Consider the following 17,926-nt stretch of genomic DNA (forward strand, 5'->3'; position numbering starts at 1 on the left):
GATGTTTTACAGTATTAACGCGTCGTGAATCCCGTTCGTGTGCGACTCCCGGAATTCATCCAGGAAAGACGGCAAGGAAAATGGTTGACCGACAATCAGCAACATGCCCTGCTCGCCGGTCTGGACCACCCCGTAAATCCCATCCAGGCTGAGTCGTTCCGCCTGGGCTACAGGTTCGGTGAAAACAGGCCGTGTGGTGGACCAGTCATTCACCTGCGATGCCTGCATGATCTTGAGGATGGCACCGAAGAACTGCCAGTCCTGGCGCCGGATGGCCACGGTCAGTTTCTGCACATTCCGGTTGGACGACACCAGAAACCGGACCACGGGTCGCAATCGGCCCGGGATGGCCGCCAACGCCGCGTCCAGGTCCTTGTGCTCCAGGTCCCGCAGTGTGACCATCCGGGAAAATCCGCCGCCCTGGAGTGCCGCTGTGGCACGCCTGGTGGCCTCCTTGCGCTCATCCATGCCCTTCGGCGGGAATTGGTTGGCTCCGCCCGTGTCGAGCAACACAAATCCCGGGCGCTGCCCCGACGGAACATCCAGGCGCAGGAATTCCCCGTTCTGCGTATCGATCAACACGAACGGCCCTTCGTCGGGGAGAGATGCGCCAATGGCGTAGGCCGGACTGAGCGGCATGCCGGCCACCCGGTCCAGAATGTTGCGGGCCCGTACCCGGACCTCGGCATCGGTCGACTCGATTCCGATAAGCGCCTCCACGGCCCGGATGAGCGCAATGCAGAATGCAGCATGGTACGCCATGCCCAATCCGGGAGGAATGGCCGCCACCACCGCGAGATCCACTTGCCAGGTGTCCCGGGCAAGCTCGGACAAGACGGCGGTCACCAGGGCCTCCAGCGGCGCATCGGACGTCTCATGGCGGTCGAACAGGAATACCTCCGGGCTCCCCTCCACCACCAGGCGCGAGTGTTCGGCCTTCGACGGGCGGATGGATACCGCAATTCCTTGCCGCAGCTGCAGCATCAGCGCGAATCCATCGAAGTAATGCGTGTGGTCCGCTATCAGCCCCACGGATCCATGGGCGAACGCGGCCTCGGGCACAGGGCCTTCCATCCCCAACCGGTCGACCATGAGCGACCGCGACCGCTCCAGATACTGGGTCGGCCGGAGCGATTCGTTCTCCTGCATGCGGTTCAGCGCGTACAGGAACGGCTTCACGAACGAAGGCGTGGATTTACTCAAATCTGTCCCCGGAGGAGACGGGGTATCCGTTCAGGAAATCTTGGGCTGGCAAACGGCGCTTGCCGGCTTGCTGGACCTCCAGGAGCTCCAGCAGACCGTCGGCGCATCCAATGAACAGGCGATTGTCCTCCACCCCCACCTCACCCGGGGCGGGGGGCGGGCCTTGAAGCAGGTCAGGCACTGGATCGGAGGGCCGTGCAAGATACAGTTTCAACAGGGTTCCGTCATGCATGGTCCAGGCTCCCGGATACGGGGACAGGCCACGGATATGATTGTGCACCCCGACCGCCGTTTGCGTCCAGTCCACGCGGCAATCATCCGGAAAAATCCGGGGAGCCGGCGTCGCCAGGGTATCGTCCTGTGGCTGGGCCTCGGCCGTGCCGTCCAGGATCATGCGCGTGGTTTCCACCACCGCTTCGGCCCCGAGGACCATCATCCGGTCGTGGACCGATCCGGCGGTCTCGTCCGGCCCGATGGGCATGGCACGTTTCAGGATGATGCTTCCGGTATCCACCTGTTCTTTCAGGAAGAACGTGGTGACCCCGGTTTCGGTATCGCCGGCCATGATGGCCCGGTTGATGGGCGCGGCGCCCCGCCAGCGGGGCAACAGGGAGCCGTGCAGATTGAAGGCGCCCAGGCGCGCGGCCGTGAACACCGCAGCCGGGAGGATCCGGAAGGCCACCACCACGATGACGTCGGGTGCCAGGTCCCGGACCTGGACAGCGAATGCCGGGTCCTTGACCGACTCAGGCTGGAGAATGGTGTCTATGCCTCGCTCAAGTGCGGCAGCCTTGACAGCCGTGGGCGACAGGCGCTGCCCGCGACCACGCGGCTTGTCGGGGGCCGTGACCACCGCCATCGGGGTCAGACCGGCGTCACAGAGGGCATTCAGGGAGGGTACGGCGAATTCCGGCGTGCCCATGAAGAGGATTCGGGGTTTCATCCACCTACGGTACAAAACAGCGACGAGATCTACCGGAAAGCCTCGGCGAAAAGGGCCCCGTCCAGTTGGTGGCGAGGACAACACCGGTGGGCGCGAAAAGGGCCCCGTCAGCTCAGTACAATTTGGTGCGCTCGTCCCAAATAGGCACCAACAACTGGTAATCCCCGAATCCGGTCTTGTCCACGAAAATGAACTGCCGCCCTATACGCTCATAGACCCAGACCTCGTACGGCTCGTAGTCGAAGCTGTGCGGCTTCTTCTGGACGAAATCCGGCTCGCCGAACCGGACCAGGACAAATCCACGGTCGGTTCGCCAGCCATCATCGACGGCCCCGTAGTTCCGGTTGGCCTGGGCAATCCGGTAATAGTACTCCTCCATGCGCTCATTGCGGCTGGTCCCCGGCGTCGGGTCCCGCTTGTCCCAGAACGAACGGAAGCGCTGGAACCGCTCGACGTCGTTGGGGGCGCTCTGGATGAAGCTCAGGTCCCGCTTCTTGGCGATGTACTCCATCTGCGCGATGGCATCGTCCATGTTGGTTTCAATGTGCTCGGAGAGTCCGGACCACTCCGCCTTGATGGAGCGGGTGGAGCGGGCCAGTTCTGTACCGTTCAGGTCCTCGACCACAATCCGGAGTTCGTATGCCCCCACCTTCATGTCCTCGATGGGTACGGTCACCAGGTACTGGGTCCGACCGGACTTGACCGTGGCCGTCTCTTCCTTGGCATAGACCAGGTCACCCGGCGTCCGCATGACTTCCTGGCGGATGACGAGGTCCCGACCGCGATCGGCATAGACTTCGTAGAACACCTGGAACCCCGGCGATTCGGAACCGATCCGCCCGTCAATCCGGGGGACTATGGTGAAGCTGTCCTCGTCGAACGACTCCAGCAGCGTGATATCGCTGACGGCCACCGGCTGGCTGAAATCCCGGACATTGACGTCGAATTCGCGGTAATGGGTCTGGGAGGAATTCCGGTCCGAAATGGAGTATTCGAAAATGTATCGACCGGGAGCGAGCTCAACAGCCTGCGTGGTATAATCGTACCGATCGTCCGCCTGCGTCATGCTGTAGGTGTTAGCCACCACTGACGCATCCCAGATCCTGGACTGGACCAGATTACGGATGCGTCCGTCTTCCGATACGCGGCTCGCATCCAGTTTCACCTCGTAGGAGGCCGTGAACCCGTTGATACTGTTGATGAAACTGAGGTGCCGGTAGGGAATGCGGGTGTAGGTATCCAACCGTGTCATTCCGGGCGTCTCTTCGCTCCTTGCTCCGAGGACATCCACTTCGAAATCCTCCTCGGCCACCTGCGCCAGGACCGGTCCCACCGGAAGCAGCAGGACGAGCAGGACGACCGGCAGCCAGGACCATCCGCGTGTGTAACAGTCGGCCATACGGTGATTGATCAGCAGATTCGGGATTGGTACAAATTCAGCAATACGGTCCGCAATATCGGAAACGAATCCCGCTCCATCCAACACGGCAGAGTGGACCGTTGTTAAAGGCCTACGAATGGTGGGGCGGGGAAGGCGAACCGAACAGGGCCGCGACGAACCGGCGGCGATCGAAAATCTGCAGATCGTCAATGCCCTCCCCGACACCGATGTATTTTACGGGGATATTGAACTCATTTGAAATACCAATCACAATACCCCCTTTTGCCGAGCCGTCAAGCTTGGTGAGGATGAGTCCCGTGACGTCCACACTGCGTGTGAACTCCTCGGCCTGCCGGATGGCGTTCTGGCCGGTCGAGCCGTCCAGGACCAACAAGACCTCATGGGGCGCCCCAGGGACCTGTCGGTCCATGATGCGCTTGATCTTGGACAGTTCGTCCATGAGCCCACCCTTCGTATGGAGCCGTCCTGCCGTATCGATGATGACCACATCCGCGTCCCGCCGTTTGGCCGCGGCCAGTGTGTCGAAGGCCACCGCGGCCGGGTCGGCCCCGTGTCCCTGCTTGATGATATCCACACCAGCGCGTTCTGCCCAGATGTCCAACTGTTCCGTGGCTGCCGCCCGGAACGTATCGGCCGCCCCCAGCACCACGGTCCGTCCGGCGGCCTTGTAGCGCGCGGCCAGTTTCCCGATGCTGGTGGTCTTGCCAACGCCGTTCACACCCACAATCATGATGACATGCGGGTGGTTGGGCAGCGCCGCGTCGAAGGCCACCGGCCTGTCGGCTGAATCGCCCAGCAAGAGCGCCGCGATTTCGTCCTGGACCATCTGGTCCAGATCAGCGGTCGACACGTATTTGTCCCGCGCCACGCGCGCTTCGATCTTCCGGATGATCTCGACGGTCGTCTTGACGCCCACGTCGCTGGTCACCAGGATTTCCTCCAGGCCATCCAGGACTTCCTCGTCAACGACATCCTTGCCGGCGACCATTTTGGAGATCTTGCCGAACAGGGACGTGCGGGTCTTTTCCAGCCCGGATTCCAGCGTTTGTTGCTGTTTGTCGCGTTTGAATGCGTCGAACAGACCCATCAGATTTCCTCTTCAACTTCAACGTGGGCATCCGTCGCGCGTCCGAGGAGCACGAAAAACCGGATGATATAACGAACGAACGACCACGCCAGGAGCGCCGTCGTAATCCAGATGCATTGCTCGATCAACGGTGCGTCGGCCTTCAACAACACCGCCAATACGGTAACGGCAATGGCCGTGACGGCCACTTTCCCGGACCACAGACTCATGACGATCTGACCCGTCCTGACCCGGATGATGGCACCGCCCGCAAAAATGGAAAGGTCCCGCACGACAATGGCCGCCAGGAACCACAACGGCAGACTGCCCCGCATGGTCAGGGCCGTCACAACGAGCCCGGCAGCCACCTTGTCCACGAACGGGTCCAGCACCTTGCCCCAATCCGATACCGTGTCGGACCACCGCGCTACACGCCCGTCAAAATAATCGGTCGCGACCGCGAACACGACCAGCCCCATGATCCACAGCAGCGGGCCGTCCTGGAAAATCAGGACGGTAATCGGAATGGTCAGGACCAGGCGAAACAGCGTCAGGACGTTGGGAATGGTCCAGAATCGGCCGAGGTCGGATGTCGAAGCGGATTGGGGCATGGATTGGAAGAGGTGACCGCACACAGTACGCCCGTCGGGGCCGTGCGTTCATTTTCCGACGTGAATGGCCAGGGCCTGCATGGGAGGCACGACCACGGCCACCTGGCCGTCTTCCCCGACATCCACGGATTGACACGCACCCTGTGCCAACACGTTGCAATACGATCCCGGTGGCATGGATGTCGGCACGGTGGCCTCCAGGACGTCACCGGATCGGTTTAGGACCACGAACCCCCGGTCTCCCCGGCTGAAGGCGACCCGGTCGGGACCGTCCGACCACCACTGATCCACGGTCCGCGCGGGTCCTGTGGCGCTCCGGAAGCCCACCATGCCGGCCGCTTCCGGCCAGCGATGTTCGCATGCCCACTCACCCCCGTTCCCGACCGCGCCGCAATCCGGCACCGTGGCGGGCGGTCCGGCGCTCGGATCCTCGAAGCGATAGCTGCTCATGACCCGGGGCCGACCGTACGGCCACGCGAGCGTGAATACCTGCGCCAATCGGTACAGGTCGGGCTCGGCGTGGGTGAGCGCCGCGCCGTGGCGTTGGGTATCGTGATTGTCGACGAATACGAGGGCGAGCGAGTCGGGTGCATAGGCACGGGACGTCCAGGCATATCCGCCCGGCGCAAGATCACCGAGCGGTCGGCTGCGGAAGATCTCCGCCAGTGCATCGCCGAAGGTGAATTCGGTCATGGGCCCGTTGGGCAGATACGCCCGCACCCATTCGGATTGCTGTCCCCCGGAGTAGATTTCCTGATAAATCCAGGGGTTTTCATTGCTTCCGCTCATGCCAGAAGGGTCCAGGACGGATTTCTGAAGGATGGATGCGAGCTCCGTGGGCGGAATATGCTTTGCGGCATCGAACCGGAAGCCTTTGATGCCCAGTGACATGAGGTCCTTCAGATACGCCGCGAGCGTATCCTGGACGTTCTCCCGGCCCGTGGCCAGGTCGGACAGGTCCAGCAGTTCGCACGTCCGGACCTGCGTCAGGTCGTCCCAATCCTGGATATCATCGTTGGGCGTCAAGCCGCAGTGATTGAAATCCTCCCGGGTCCACAGGCCCGGGTAGTCATACGACCCGAAGGTGCTGCCCGCGGTGCCCTGCCCGGTGAAGGTGACCTCATCATGCTGCAGGTCGGCGTCGGCCATGTGGTTCAGCACGGCATCCACGTAGATATCCACGCCTGCGGCGTCACACCGGGACACCATGTCGGCGAATGCGGCCCGATCCCCGCTCCGGGTCTCCAGCCGGTAACTGACAGGCTGGTACCGTTCCCACCAAGGTCGGCCCTCGACGACATGGTTCTCCGAAGGCGGGGATACCTGGACGGCCGCGTAGCCGGTGGGCCCCAGGAACTCCTCGCATTCCCGCGCGACGGCATCCCAGCTCCATTCGAAGAGCTGGACCACGACACGGTCCCGAAGGTCTGCATATGGCCCAGAGACATCCACAGGTTCGGGCGTGGGCGCGGCGCATCCGATGGCGAAAAACAGCATCGCGCAGTGCATCATCTTCATGATCCATCCTCCTTAACCATGGACCAGGCCACGGCGGAAATTCCGAGCGAAACGGCCGAAATCACGAAAATGATGCTCTTCTCGGGGGCCGCGCTGACGAGCACGCCTATGCCCAGGCTGGCCACGAGCTGCGGAAGCACTACCGAGAGGTTGAAGAGGCCCATATAGAGGCCCATCTTGGTCTGGTCCACCTTCTGCGACATGATGGCGAACGGCAGGCTGACGGTCGCCGCCCAACCGACTCCCAGGACGCCCATCATGATGTAGAGCGCCATGGGTGTGGCGCCGACGAACAGGATGCCGGCATAGCCGAGCGCCATGACGGTCATGCACAGCATATGGGTACGCACCCGGCCAAAGCGCTCCGTGGCCGGCTCCAGCACGAAGGCCGGCAGCAGGGCACCGACAGCGCTGAGCACGAGGAAGCTGATGGATACGACGCGGCCCATCTGCACGTCCGAGAGCAGCGGCATGGCATCCTGCACATACGCAAAGAGATACACGAACATGGTCTGGATGCCCAGCCACGTAAACGAGTGGGCGGCAAGGATTTTCTTGAAACCGATGTCGCCGGCTTCGGCCCGGGTCTTTCCGACGGACGATTTGAGGATTGCTTCGGCTACCAGCCCGACGGTCACCACGCCAAGGACCATTTCGACCCAGTACGAATCGCGGGTCACGCCCATGAGCCGCTCGCCCATGGCGTAGACGGAATAGATGAAAAAGCCCCACAGCGGGCGCGTCGTGCGGATGGTCTCAAGAACGGAGAAGCCGGGCGTACGGACGGAAGGGTCGGTGGCGTCCAGGTCGGCTCCTTCATCCTGTCGCAGCACACGGGGCTCCACGATGAACAACGCCGGCACGATGGAGAACAGGAAAACCAGCACGGCGCCGGCATAGATGAGGACGTTGTTGTTCCAGATGGCCCCGACCGCGTAGGCCAGGACGCCGAACGTCCCGGATACGGTCTGCATCCAGGTATACCCCTTGGTGCGTTCCACGCCCGCCGGCGTGACGTCCGCGATAATGGATCGCGTGGGGTTGAAACTCACGTTGATGGCAAGGTCGAGCGTCAGCGCCACGGCAATGGCCACGCCCAGGATGCCCCCGACACCCATGGCATCGGAGATCACGTCGATGTTCGGCAGGGCCAGCAGCATGAGGGCCGAAAGGACGCCGCCAATCAGGATGAACGGGCGCCGGCGCCCGTTCCAGAACCAGACATTGTCCGAGATTGCCCCGACAATCACCTGCCCGAGGATGCCGGCAATCGGTCCGGCCGCCCAGACCAATCCCACATCGTGGATATCCAGGCCGTACTTCGTGGTCAGGATCCAGCTCAGCGCCGAGATCTGCACCGACAGGGCGAAGCCCATGGCGGTGGCCGGCAGGCTGAGCAGCATGTAGAAGCTCGTCGAGAGCCTCTTCTGGATTTCAAGCATATTCGCGTTCCGCGGTAGTCAGGGTGCACCTGCACAAAACAGGACTTGACCAACACAGGAGGGGCGGGGCGGCCTCCCGGCCGCCCCGCCCCCGATCCGTGCTGAACTACATGATGGACATGGCCCTTACTTGAGCAGGACCATGGTCTTCGTGACCACCTTGTCGTTGGCCACGAGACGGTAGATGTACGTACCGCTCGCCAGGTTGCGGGCATCGAACTGCACGCTGTGACGGGAAGCCGGAACGACGCCGTCCACGAGCGTCGCCACATTGCGGCCCAGGAGGTCGAAGACCTGCAGCGTGACCCGACCCGAGTTGGCCAGTTCGTACTCGATGGTCGTCACCGGGTTGAACGGATTCGGGTAGTTCTGGGAGAGGACCACTGTTTCAGGCAGCGTCGACTCTTCCGTATTCGTGGCGATCATGTCGTTTTCTCCACCGCGACGTACAGCGACGGCCGAAGGTGGTGTCGACAGATTGTCCACGAAGATGTACGGATCGTAAAGCGAATCCTCGTACGTACCGTCGGCCTTCAGCATGGCGCCGAACGTCAGGTTGACGACCGGGTTGGCTTCATCCACGTTCATCACGTGGTTACCGGCAAACGTGGACTCGTTGTCGAATCCGTTGACGCCGAACTTCAGGTCCACACCCCGCTTGGCCTGACCAGCCGTCTTCATGAGGGTCATCGTGAAGACGGTGTCACCGGCAACGGCGTCGCCGTTCGTTCCGTCATCCACCAGCTGGAGGGACGCGATGGCCGCCAGATTGGCGCCCCAGTCTTCCCATCCATTGGGGCTGGCAAACGGACCGTTTGCAAACAGGCCGTCGAACGAAGTCACCGGATCGCCGGTCTGCACGTCCGCAGGCATACCCGACGAGTCGGCCAGGTGATAGAATGCAGGACGGGCATCCACCTGGACGAGCACCTCGGTATCGGCCGAGAAGATGTCTTCAAACGTCACGCCACTGAAGAACGGAATTTCCGTTCCGGCCGGTGGGTACGTGATGTCAATGAAGCCGTTGCTGTCCGTATCCGGCTCATCGCCCCGGATGGAAATCCGTTTGTCGGCACCGCCTCCCAACCCACGATGGTTCCACCGGATCCGTCCGGTTTCACGGTCGTGAACTTGAACATGACATCCTCACCGACATTGAAGTTTTCCAACTGCACAATGCCTGTGTAGATGTTCGGATCGAGGAAATCGGCTTCGAGATTCGTCACACCGGCTGACCAGCCATTGAACGTTCCCGTGGCCGAAACCGTGGCACCGGCTGATGGGTCGAACTCGCCGTTCAGCAACTGGACACCCATGTTGACCGAGAACTCGATTTCCACGTCCACCGGTACGATGTCGGCCTCGCCACCGCTGCGAACCGCCGTGGCCGTCGGTGGCGTGGCACTGTTGTCAATCAGGACGTACGGATCGTACAGACCATCCAGGAACGTGCCGTCGGACTGACGCATGGCGCTGAAGACCAACGATACGGTCGGGTTGGCTTCGTCCACATCCATCTTGTGGTTTCCGGCAAACGTGGATTCGTTGTCGAATCCATTGATGCCGAACTTGAGGTCGACATTCCGCTTGGCATCGCCAGCCTTCTTGGAGAGTGTGAATGTATACACCGAATCGCCTGCCGTGGCATCGCCCTTCGACCCGTCATCCACCAACTGGAGAGATGCGATGGAAGCGAGCGTCGCTCCCCAATCTTCCCAGCCATTCGGACTGGCAAAGGGACCATTGGCAAACAGGCCGTCGATGGACGTCACCGGATCGCCGGTCTGTACGTCGGCCGGGAGTCCCGTGGAATCGGCAAAGAAGTAGAATGCAGGACGGAGGTCGACTTCGACGACGACGTCCGTATCGGCAGCGAACACATCATCGAATGTGATCCCGCTGAAGAAAGGAGCATCCTGACCGGCAGCCGGGAAGCTCGCATCCAGATAGCCATTGCCATCCGAGTCGGTTTCCGTGCCGGTAATGACCAGAGCCCGATCGGCCCCGCCTTCCCAACCTACCGAGGTTCCACCGGCTCCGTCATCCTTGACGGTGGTGAACTTGAAGTTGATCGTGCCCGGGGTAAATGCATCCAGCTGGACAATCCCCGTGTAGATGTTGGGGTCAAGGAAGTCCGCCTGCAACGTGTCCGCCGTTGCGGTCCAACCGTTGATGGTGCCGGTGACTGTCACCGCCTGACCCGTGGACGGGTCAAAGCCTCCGTTGAGTAGTTGTACGCCCATATTGACCCTGAACTCGACTTCCACATTGACCTGGGCCTGTGAGCCCTGGACAAAGAAAAAGCCAAGCAGCAGGATGCTGACGCATCTTGTAGCCATGTTCATAGTGCACCTCCTGATGTGCATGTGGTGGTTTTTGTGACCTGCTGTCAGGCCTTAGAATGTTGCACCGAGTGTCCACATCTGTGGCGTGCCCAACAGACCATAGTCCTGGAAGACATAGTCGAAATGGGCCGTCACCGTCGTGGATACACGGTACTGGAGTCCAAATCCTCCGGTCAGGCCGCCGTCGTCGGCTTCGTCCGAGAACGCCTGGCGGTAGCCACCGCGGAGAAAGAAGAATTCCTTGAAAGCGTATTCCGCGCCGAAGCTGGCACTTTCCGAATTGTCGTTCGGGTGCACAGCATCCATGCTGACCGTAATGCGCTGGTTTTCGCTGGAAACGGCGTCGAGGGCCAGGCCAACGCGGAAATTGAGCGGCAGCGGCCACTCATCCGTTTCCAGACTTGCGCCCAGCCTCGGATTGTTACCCTCAATGTTGGGATCGATGTCAATGGCACGCCGCAGGTCCTTGCCCGAGAGCTGCAGGTCCGAGCCGAAATTCGACATGGACATGCCAATGCGCAGATTCTTGTATCCGGTGTTGTAGAACACGCCCAGGTCCATGCCCAGACCCGTGGCTTTCTCGTTCCAGATTTTCTGGTGGATGTACTTCACCGTCGCCCCGGCTGAAAACCGGTCGGTGATGTTGCGGGCGGCACTCACCCCGATGGAAATATCCTGGGGCGTGAACAACTCGCCGGTGCCTTCCGGATTGGATATGGTGGTGACCTCCATTTCCCCGTAGTCCAGCACCATGACGCTGACGCCGATATGGGCTACGGCGGTCCGGAATCCGCTGGCGAGGTAGTAGAATTTGGACTCCACGAGCCAGTCGGCCCGCACGAAATCCACGGCTCCGGAGCCGGTCATCCGGGCCAGGCTGGCCGGGTTCCAATGCAGGGTGTTGGCCCCTCCTTCCACGGCGGCACTCGCCCCACCCATGGCCGACGCGCGCGCATCGGTCCCGATGGTCAGGAACGGCGCGGCCGTCGTGGCCACCTTGTTCTGGGCCGCCGCCGGGTCCACGACCAGGAGGCCGAAAATGCCCATGCCCATCAGGCCCGCGCGCAGGATGCTTCTCAGGTACTTGTTCATTTGATCAACGCGATTTTGCCGGTCGTTTCACCGAGTCCCGGCGCTTCCACGTGGTAGAAATACACGCCGAACGCCACATCCAGGTTGGTCCGCGAGCGGAGGTCCCATGAGACCGTTCCGTCGTCAATGAACCCATCGTGGCGCAACTCCCGCACCAGTTCTCCCCGGGACGAATAGATCCGGATGGTGGCGTCCCGCGGCACGTGGATGAAGTCCACGCGGCGTTCACCCCGTCCACTCGTGATGGTCGGAGCCAGCGGGCGTTCCCACGATGCCGCCGCCACGTACGGATTCGGCACCACCTTTATCCGGTCCAACTGCCCCTTGGCACTTTCGTCATCCACGTCCGATCCGAACGAGGAATACCGGAACGTATCCTTGTCGGAGAAGGGCTTGCGGGTAGCGATGGTGAACACGTCACCACTTCCCGGGAAGGTGCCCTGGTCGCTGTCGGCCCGGACGGCGAAGTTGAATGCCCGTTCGCCCGACGGCGTCGACTCGAAGATGAAGATGAAGTCGCTCGTGGCGTCGAACCGTCCGTTCGGCTGCGCTTCAAAGAACACGAACGGGCTCGGACGGTCTTCCGTCACGTTCCAGACGGTGAAGTTGGCCGGTCCGGCTACGGCCTGGGGACCGCGGCTTCCCAACTGGAATCCACCCGTCGACTGGCCCACGCCGTCGGCACCGAAGCGGAGTTCATAGTCGTAGGGAATGATGTTTCCGGTGAACCGCCACTGCGATACGTTGGTCGCACCCACGAAGAAGGGGACCATGCCCTCGGGCTCCGCCCAGTTCGTACCGTCCATGTCCAACTGCGTCGCGTCGTTGTTGAACGACAGCCGCATGCCGTCGAAAATGACCGACTCCGATTGGGCAAGCTGCGCGTCAGTCACCACGTCGAAACCGTTCCGCTCCACGTTGAACGTACTGGCCGAAATACCGGGGCCGAACCGGATGGTGTACTCGGTATTGTCCTCCAGCATGCGGGGATCAAGCACCTGCACGAAAACCTGGCCCGTTCCGGGTCCCGACAACTGATCGACGGTCTCGGACACGCCACCGGCGGAGTAGCCCAACACCGGTGCATTCGGCATGATTTCCACTACGTTGACGTCGGTCTGAACGGATCCATCTTCCCGGACGGTCGCCGTACGCGCATTCTCGGCCGGATAGAAGGCCTCGCTGCCTCGGTCGTAGGCCGTCACGGCGTAGTAGTACCGGCGTCCGTTTTCCACGCTGTTGTCCACGAAGGAGTGCACCAGCCCGGAGTTCGTGCCCAGGTTGAACGGCACGCCGCGCACCCGGTCCATGACGGTCTGGTCCCCGTACCAGAGCCCGTTTATGCCGTTCTTGAGGTCGAATTGGGCAATCGGCGCCAGAAGCGCCGGATTCCCGAACACATCGGTGACCGGTCGGGGATCGCGGAAGAATGGATCGGTGGATTTGTAGATACGGTACCCTTCGAAGTCCATGCCGAGCACGGGGTCGATGGAGGCCTCGGCGCGCGCATCCCAATACAGGGTGACCTTGCCATCGCCCGGCACGGCCGATACGATAGGCTTCTCCGGCGGACGCGCGAAGTTGTAGTTCCGGTCGTAGATCTCCTGGACCGTCTGCACGTTGTTCGTAATGGTGGACAGCTTCTGTGCGAAGTCCTCCCCGTTGCCGAATACGAGTGCCATGGAGAAGCGGTGGGTCTGGCCCGGCTCCAGGCGGAAATATCCCGAACCGAAAATGAAGTCGCCGTCGACGCCACCCTGGCTCTGCTGGGCCACGAGTTCTTCGTTCGTGGTGAAGAAGCCGGGCGTGAGCGCATCCCACAGGCGCTGGTCATCGTTCATCCGGATGCCGCCCGGGGGCGTGAAATAGAAGAACGAGGACAGGCCCACCTGGTCCGTTTCCGTGACATCGAGCGCATCGAAATTGGGTTCACCGAGCGTCGGCACGCCGTCCCCTTCACCGGGGTCGCCGGTACCGGCCACGCCGTCCGCGCCCACATCATCGGTGAGCGGATCCCAGTCGCCATCGTTGTCCACACCGTCCTGGCCCGACTCGTCGACCATCGGATTCAACAGGCCGTGGCGCACGGAGTCTTCCCGCGTGGCATTCCGGTTGCGGATGTCCCGGGCAAAGCCCACGTAATTCATGAAGCGGACCGGCGGGAGTTCTTCAATCTGACCCGAGAAATTCTGCTTGCGACGCAGGAAGTGCAGGTCCTCATCCTCGTCGATCAACCCGTCCAGGTCGTCGTCAATCAGGTTCTTCTCGACCACTTCCTGCTCGCCGATCTGGGACCGGATGACGACCCGGTTCTCCTCGAGCACCGAACCCGCACCGATGGTGTGCGACACGCCTTGGGATTCCACCGTGATCGTGCTTCCGTCCGATGGCACGTAGGTAATCCGGCGCTCGAACGTCGTGCCGTCAATCAGGACGACCGGATCGCCGGCCTGCAGCGTGCGGGGCTGGAAGTCCTGGGGTGTGAATACGTTGCCCTGGCCTTCCAGGCCTCCCGTCACGTAGGGGAATCCATCAATGTCCCGGCCGGGCTCCTCGAAGGGATCGCCGTCGCCGTCGTTGTCAATGCCGTCCAGATCATTGCCCGGGCTTTCCATGAACGCATATCCGGCAATGCCGACGTTCTGGCCTTCATTGCCCAGGAAGGGCGGGGCATCGTACGAATACACAATCCGGTTCAATTGGTCGAAAAAGGCCAGGTCATCCTGGGAATCGCCATCGCCGCCGGCCAGCGTTCCGACCGTGAGACCGGTCGCCACCCGGGGATAGGTGGTGGTCCCGGTATTCGTGACCTCATAGATGAAGAAGAGGGCATCCTGGGCCAGGAACTGCGTCCACTGCATGCCCCGCATTTTCACGGCCAGTCCCAACCCGCCCCGGGACAGGTCGGTGGAATCGGGTGCGAACTGCGGGAAGCGGCTCTGGACTTCCTTGTCGGCGTGGTCGTCGGCCCAGAAATAGGACTCCAGGTCGGCATTGAAAATCCCGCGGCCGAAGAACCCGTTCCACGGCGCGCGCCCCGTCTCCGGGTCGACCCACGTGGGCTGGTCGGGCCAGCGGTCCGGCCAGGAGTCCGGATCGGTGGAGATGGCCGGGCTTTCGTTCTCCCCGTCATTGTTGGCGAACCCGCCCATGGGCTCGAATCCCCAGAACACGGACCGGTTCTCGGGGTCGGTGTTCGATCCGGATCGCGGATGGCGGGGTGTAATGCCCTTCACGATGGTCGTATCGGCTCGTCCGTCCCCGTCCAGGTCAATGGGCACTTCCGCCACGACCACCGGGACCACGTCCCCCACATAGAAATCACGGGATCCCTTCGGCCAGTTGCCGCGCGTCTCCCCGACACCCGCCAGCAGGCCCGTGTTGAAGAACGTCATGGCAATCTGGTTGCCGTCGTGGATGTTCTTCTTTTCGTTGTCCCGGCTTCCGCGGTACTGCGGATCGAACAGGAACGCCGGCAGATTCGAGCGGTCCTGGGCCATTGCGTCGGTGGCAGGCGCGACCAACGGACCCGCAAGCAGCACGGCCACAAGCAGGAGGGCAAAACGTCCCATGGTGTGTGTGGATGCAATCATGATCAGAATCGGTAGGAAACGCCAAGCGTCACGCGTCGCGGCTCGGCATAGAAATCGGGGCGGGTATACCAGCGATCCAGGAACGCCGGATTGCCCTGGAACGAAGCTTCGTCCACGTTCTTCTGGAGGGAGTAGCTGGCCCGGCCGGTGTCGCCGAACACGCCGTACTCGTTCTTCCGGTCGAACAGGTTGTCAACCTGGGAGAAGACCTGCAGCGTGGCGGAACCCACGTCGAACGTCTTGTGGACCGTCAGGTCGACGTCCCACGTGACCGGTTTGGGCTGGCTGTTCAACTGGATGGTCGTGGGCAGGATGACCCCGGTCTGCTGCGTGGTCTGGGCAGGCGTGTACGGCAGGCCCGACCCGAAGGAGGACACCAAGCCGAAGCCCCAGTTGGCGTCCCGGTCGCGGTAGGTCAGGCTGACGTTCGCCGTGTGCCGCTGGTCCCAGTCCAGGGGCACGATCTGCTGCTCCCGCTCCTGCTTGGCCGCGGCGGCATTGAACACCGCCGCCGGATCGGACGCATTCCCCTTGGCCACCTGGAAGGTGTAGTCCAGGTTGAGCGACATATCGGTAGTCACCTGCTGGTTGAAGCGCAGGATGATGCCCCGGATGAACCCGAAGTCCGAGTTCACGAACTTGCCATAGCGTGCCGACGTGCCGGCAATCAGGATGGGGTCGGTGGCTGTTCCGGCGAGGTCATTGATGTCCCGGAAATAGGCGGTGATCTCCACGCTTGTGGTCGCCGTCAGGCCCTGTTTCAGGCCGATTTCCCCGTTGATGGTCTTCTGCGGGCGCAAATCGGCATTCCCGATGAGCCCGATGAGACCCGATCCGGACGTTCCCAGACGGAAGAAGGGATTGCGATACAGCAGTTCGAAGTTCGGGACCTGGAAGAACCAGCCGTACGAGAAGTGGACCACACCGGTCTCTGAAATCGGGAACGATACGCCGAGCCGCGGACTGATCTGGGTCTTGGCCGATGCCTTCGCGAACACCTCGTCGTCCGTCAGATTCTGGCGGCGTTCCTCGAACACGATGTCCGGATCCGTTTCATCGCGCAGGATGGGACCGTCCGAATTGAAATAGTCGAACCGCAGGCCGGCGTTGATGATGAGCCCCTCGAATTCAATCTTGTCCTGGATGTAGGCCGCGAATTCCGTTGGCTTCCGGTTGTAGGCCCCGTTCGTGACCAGGGCCTGATCGAACCCGTCCACCACCGGGAAGACCGCCGTGAATTGATCCAGGAAGTTGAGGTCATGGAGACGGTACTCCAGGCCTGCCTTGACCATGTTCCGCTGGTTCAACTGGGTGGTCACGTCCAGCTTGGCCAGGTACGTCTCCGTGGAGCGGCTGAATCGCCCGTTGTCCGTTCCGCCCACGGCGAAGTTCGAGGTCTGGAGGCCGTCGCGGAATCCGATGTACGTGTTGTCCACATAGCGCGGGTCGAACGGGTCCTCGTATTTGTAGGCCTCGAAGTCCGACCGGGTACGCGTGATGCCCAGCTCATAGAAGGTCTTCGACGACAGCGTGTGGGTCAACTTCAGGAAGGTCGTGAAAGCGTCCTTCTGCTGGTTGCCCCGCGCATCGGGGAAGAACATGTTTTCGTGTGTGGCTCCGCCCTGGAATTCCTCCCGGCTGGCAATCCCGGTCAACGCCAGTTTGAGGTTGCCGAACTTCCAGGTCACCTTGGCCTGCCCCGATGTTTTCTCGTAGGGATTCAGGGAAACCAGCGACGAATCGCCCGATCCACCCGGATTCAGGAGCGACAATCGACCTGTGGGGTCCAGCCCCACATCCTGGGCCTCGAACACACGGCGTCCGTACAGATGCCCGTCGTTGGAGAAATACCGGATGGACGAATTGAAGAAGAGGCGATCCCGCTTGATGGGTCCCGAAAAATCCGCTTCGAGGTTCTGCACGGCCGTCGGCGAAATGTCGTCGATGTTGGAGAACAAGGTGTTGTTGGTAGATGCGTAATCGCCGGCAAAGGCGCGCAGCCCCCCGCTGAACTGGTTCTGCCCGTCGCGCGTGACAATGTTCACGATGCCGCTCATGGCCTGTCCGAACTCGGCATTGAAGGCACCGGTCACCACCTGCACCTCGTCCACCATGTTATTCTCGATGGATACGCCGAGACTGCCGTCGAATACGTCGGTCACCGGCATGCCGTCGACCCAGTATCCCACCTCGCCCGTCCGACCGCCCCGGAAGTGCCCGTCCACGACGCCGGCCTGCAGGGCGATGACCTGTCCGAAATTCTCGACCGGCAGCGCCCGGATGTCCTCGCCGCTCACAATGGCCGTGGTCGCGGTCAGGTCTTTCTGTACCAGTGGACGCTCTGCAACAATCACGATCTCCTCACCCTCGAAGACCTCCTCACGCATGGAAAAATTGACCTCGGCCGTGAGCCCGGCGTTCACCTGAACCCCGGAAATGGTCTGCTGGGAAAAGCCCACGAAGGACGCCACCACATCGTAGGTACCGGGCGACACTCCGATGATGGAATACTCGCCGTCAAAGTTCGTGGCGGTACCCTGCGTAGTGCCGGCAATGAAGATGTTCACCCCGGGGAGACTCGTTCCGGTTTCGGCGTCCGTGACGCGCCCGGCAATCTTGCCGGTGGTCTGGGCCTGGACCTGGGTGACCCCCATGAACAGGACCAGGACGATCCAGAGGGCCGATGGATGGATGATGCGGTTCCTTGCCAT

The 17,926-nt window shown here is 61.8% G+C and carries 12 protein-coding genes; all 12 read right to left on the bottom strand.

Annotation, left to right across the window (positions count from 1 at the left end; all coding sequences use genetic code 11):
• Window positions 1-6: 6 nt before the first annotated feature.
• Window positions 7-1,179 carry a hypothetical protein gene (locus RIE53_00945; protein MEQ9103242.1) on the bottom strand — a complete coding sequence of 391 codons (1,173 nt, stop codon included), beginning with the start codon at window positions 1,177-1,179 and terminating at the stop codon, window positions 7-9.
• A 16-nt stretch (window positions 1,180-1,195) separates the two neighbouring features.
• Window positions 1,196-2,146, bottom strand: coding sequence for a methionyl-tRNA formyltransferase (fmt, locus tag RIE53_00950; protein ID MEQ9103243.1), 951 nt, complete (start codon window positions 2,144-2,146; stop codon window positions 1,196-1,198).
• Between the two features lie 112 nt (window positions 2,147-2,258).
• A complete protein-coding gene (locus RIE53_00955) occupies window positions 2,259-3,545 on the bottom strand; it encodes a GWxTD domain-containing protein (protein MEQ9103244.1) in 1,287 nt (428 codons plus the stop codon).
• 112 nt (window positions 3,546-3,657) lie between these two features.
• A complete protein-coding gene (ftsY, locus tag RIE53_00960) occupies window positions 3,658-4,635 on the bottom strand; it encodes a signal recognition particle-docking protein FtsY (GenBank protein MEQ9103245.1) in 978 nt (325 codons plus the stop codon).
• Window positions 4,635-5,225 carry a CDP-alcohol phosphatidyltransferase family protein gene (locus tag RIE53_00965; GenBank protein MEQ9103246.1) on the bottom strand — a complete coding sequence of 197 codons (591 nt, stop codon included), beginning with the start codon at window positions 5,223-5,225 and terminating at the stop codon, window positions 4,635-4,637. Before RIE53_00965 ends, ftsY begins: the two co-directional genes overlap by 1 nt.
• Window positions 5,226-5,273: 48 nt before the next feature.
• Window positions 5,274-6,743: an alpha-amylase family protein gene (locus RIE53_00970; protein ID MEQ9103247.1), complete on the bottom strand. Its 1,470-nt coding sequence runs from the start codon at window positions 6,741-6,743 to the stop codon at window positions 5,274-5,276.
• On the bottom strand, window positions 6,740-8,185 hold the full coding sequence (locus RIE53_00975) for an MFS transporter (protein ID MEQ9103248.1): 1,446 nt from the start codon (window positions 8,183-8,185) through the stop codon (window positions 6,740-6,742). The genes RIE53_00970 and RIE53_00975 overlap by 4 nt, the downstream gene beginning before the upstream one ends.
• 126 nt (window positions 8,186-8,311) lie before the next feature.
• A complete protein-coding gene (locus tag RIE53_00980; GenBank protein ID MEQ9103249.1) occupies window positions 8,312-9,151 on the bottom strand; it encodes a T9SS type A sorting domain-containing protein in 840 nt (279 codons plus the stop codon).
• Window positions 9,148-10,524, bottom strand: coding sequence for a hypothetical protein (locus RIE53_00985; protein ID MEQ9103250.1), 1,377 nt, complete (start codon window positions 10,522-10,524; stop codon window positions 9,148-9,150). Before RIE53_00985 ends, RIE53_00980 begins: the two co-directional genes overlap by 4 nt.
• Before the next feature lie 57 nt (window positions 10,525-10,581).
• On the bottom strand, window positions 10,582-11,622 hold the full coding sequence (locus RIE53_00990) for a PorV/PorQ family protein (GenBank protein ID MEQ9103251.1): 1,041 nt from the start codon (window positions 11,620-11,622) through the stop codon (window positions 10,582-10,584).
• Window positions 11,619-15,215 carry a hypothetical protein gene (locus RIE53_00995; GenBank protein ID MEQ9103252.1) on the bottom strand — a complete coding sequence of 1,199 codons (3,597 nt, stop codon included), beginning with the start codon at window positions 15,213-15,215 and terminating at the stop codon, window positions 11,619-11,621. The genes RIE53_00990 and RIE53_00995 overlap by 4 nt, the downstream gene beginning before the upstream one ends.
• 2 nt (window positions 15,216-15,217) lie before the next feature.
• Entirely contained in the window at window positions 15,218-17,926 is a 2,709-nt protein-coding gene (locus RIE53_01000; protein ID MEQ9103253.1) for a TonB-dependent receptor, read from the bottom strand.

The sequence above is a fragment of the Rhodothermales bacterium genome, assembly GCA_040221055.1.
GTDB lineage: Bacteria > Bacteroidota > Rhodothermia > Rhodothermales > UBA10348 > 1-14-0-65-60-17.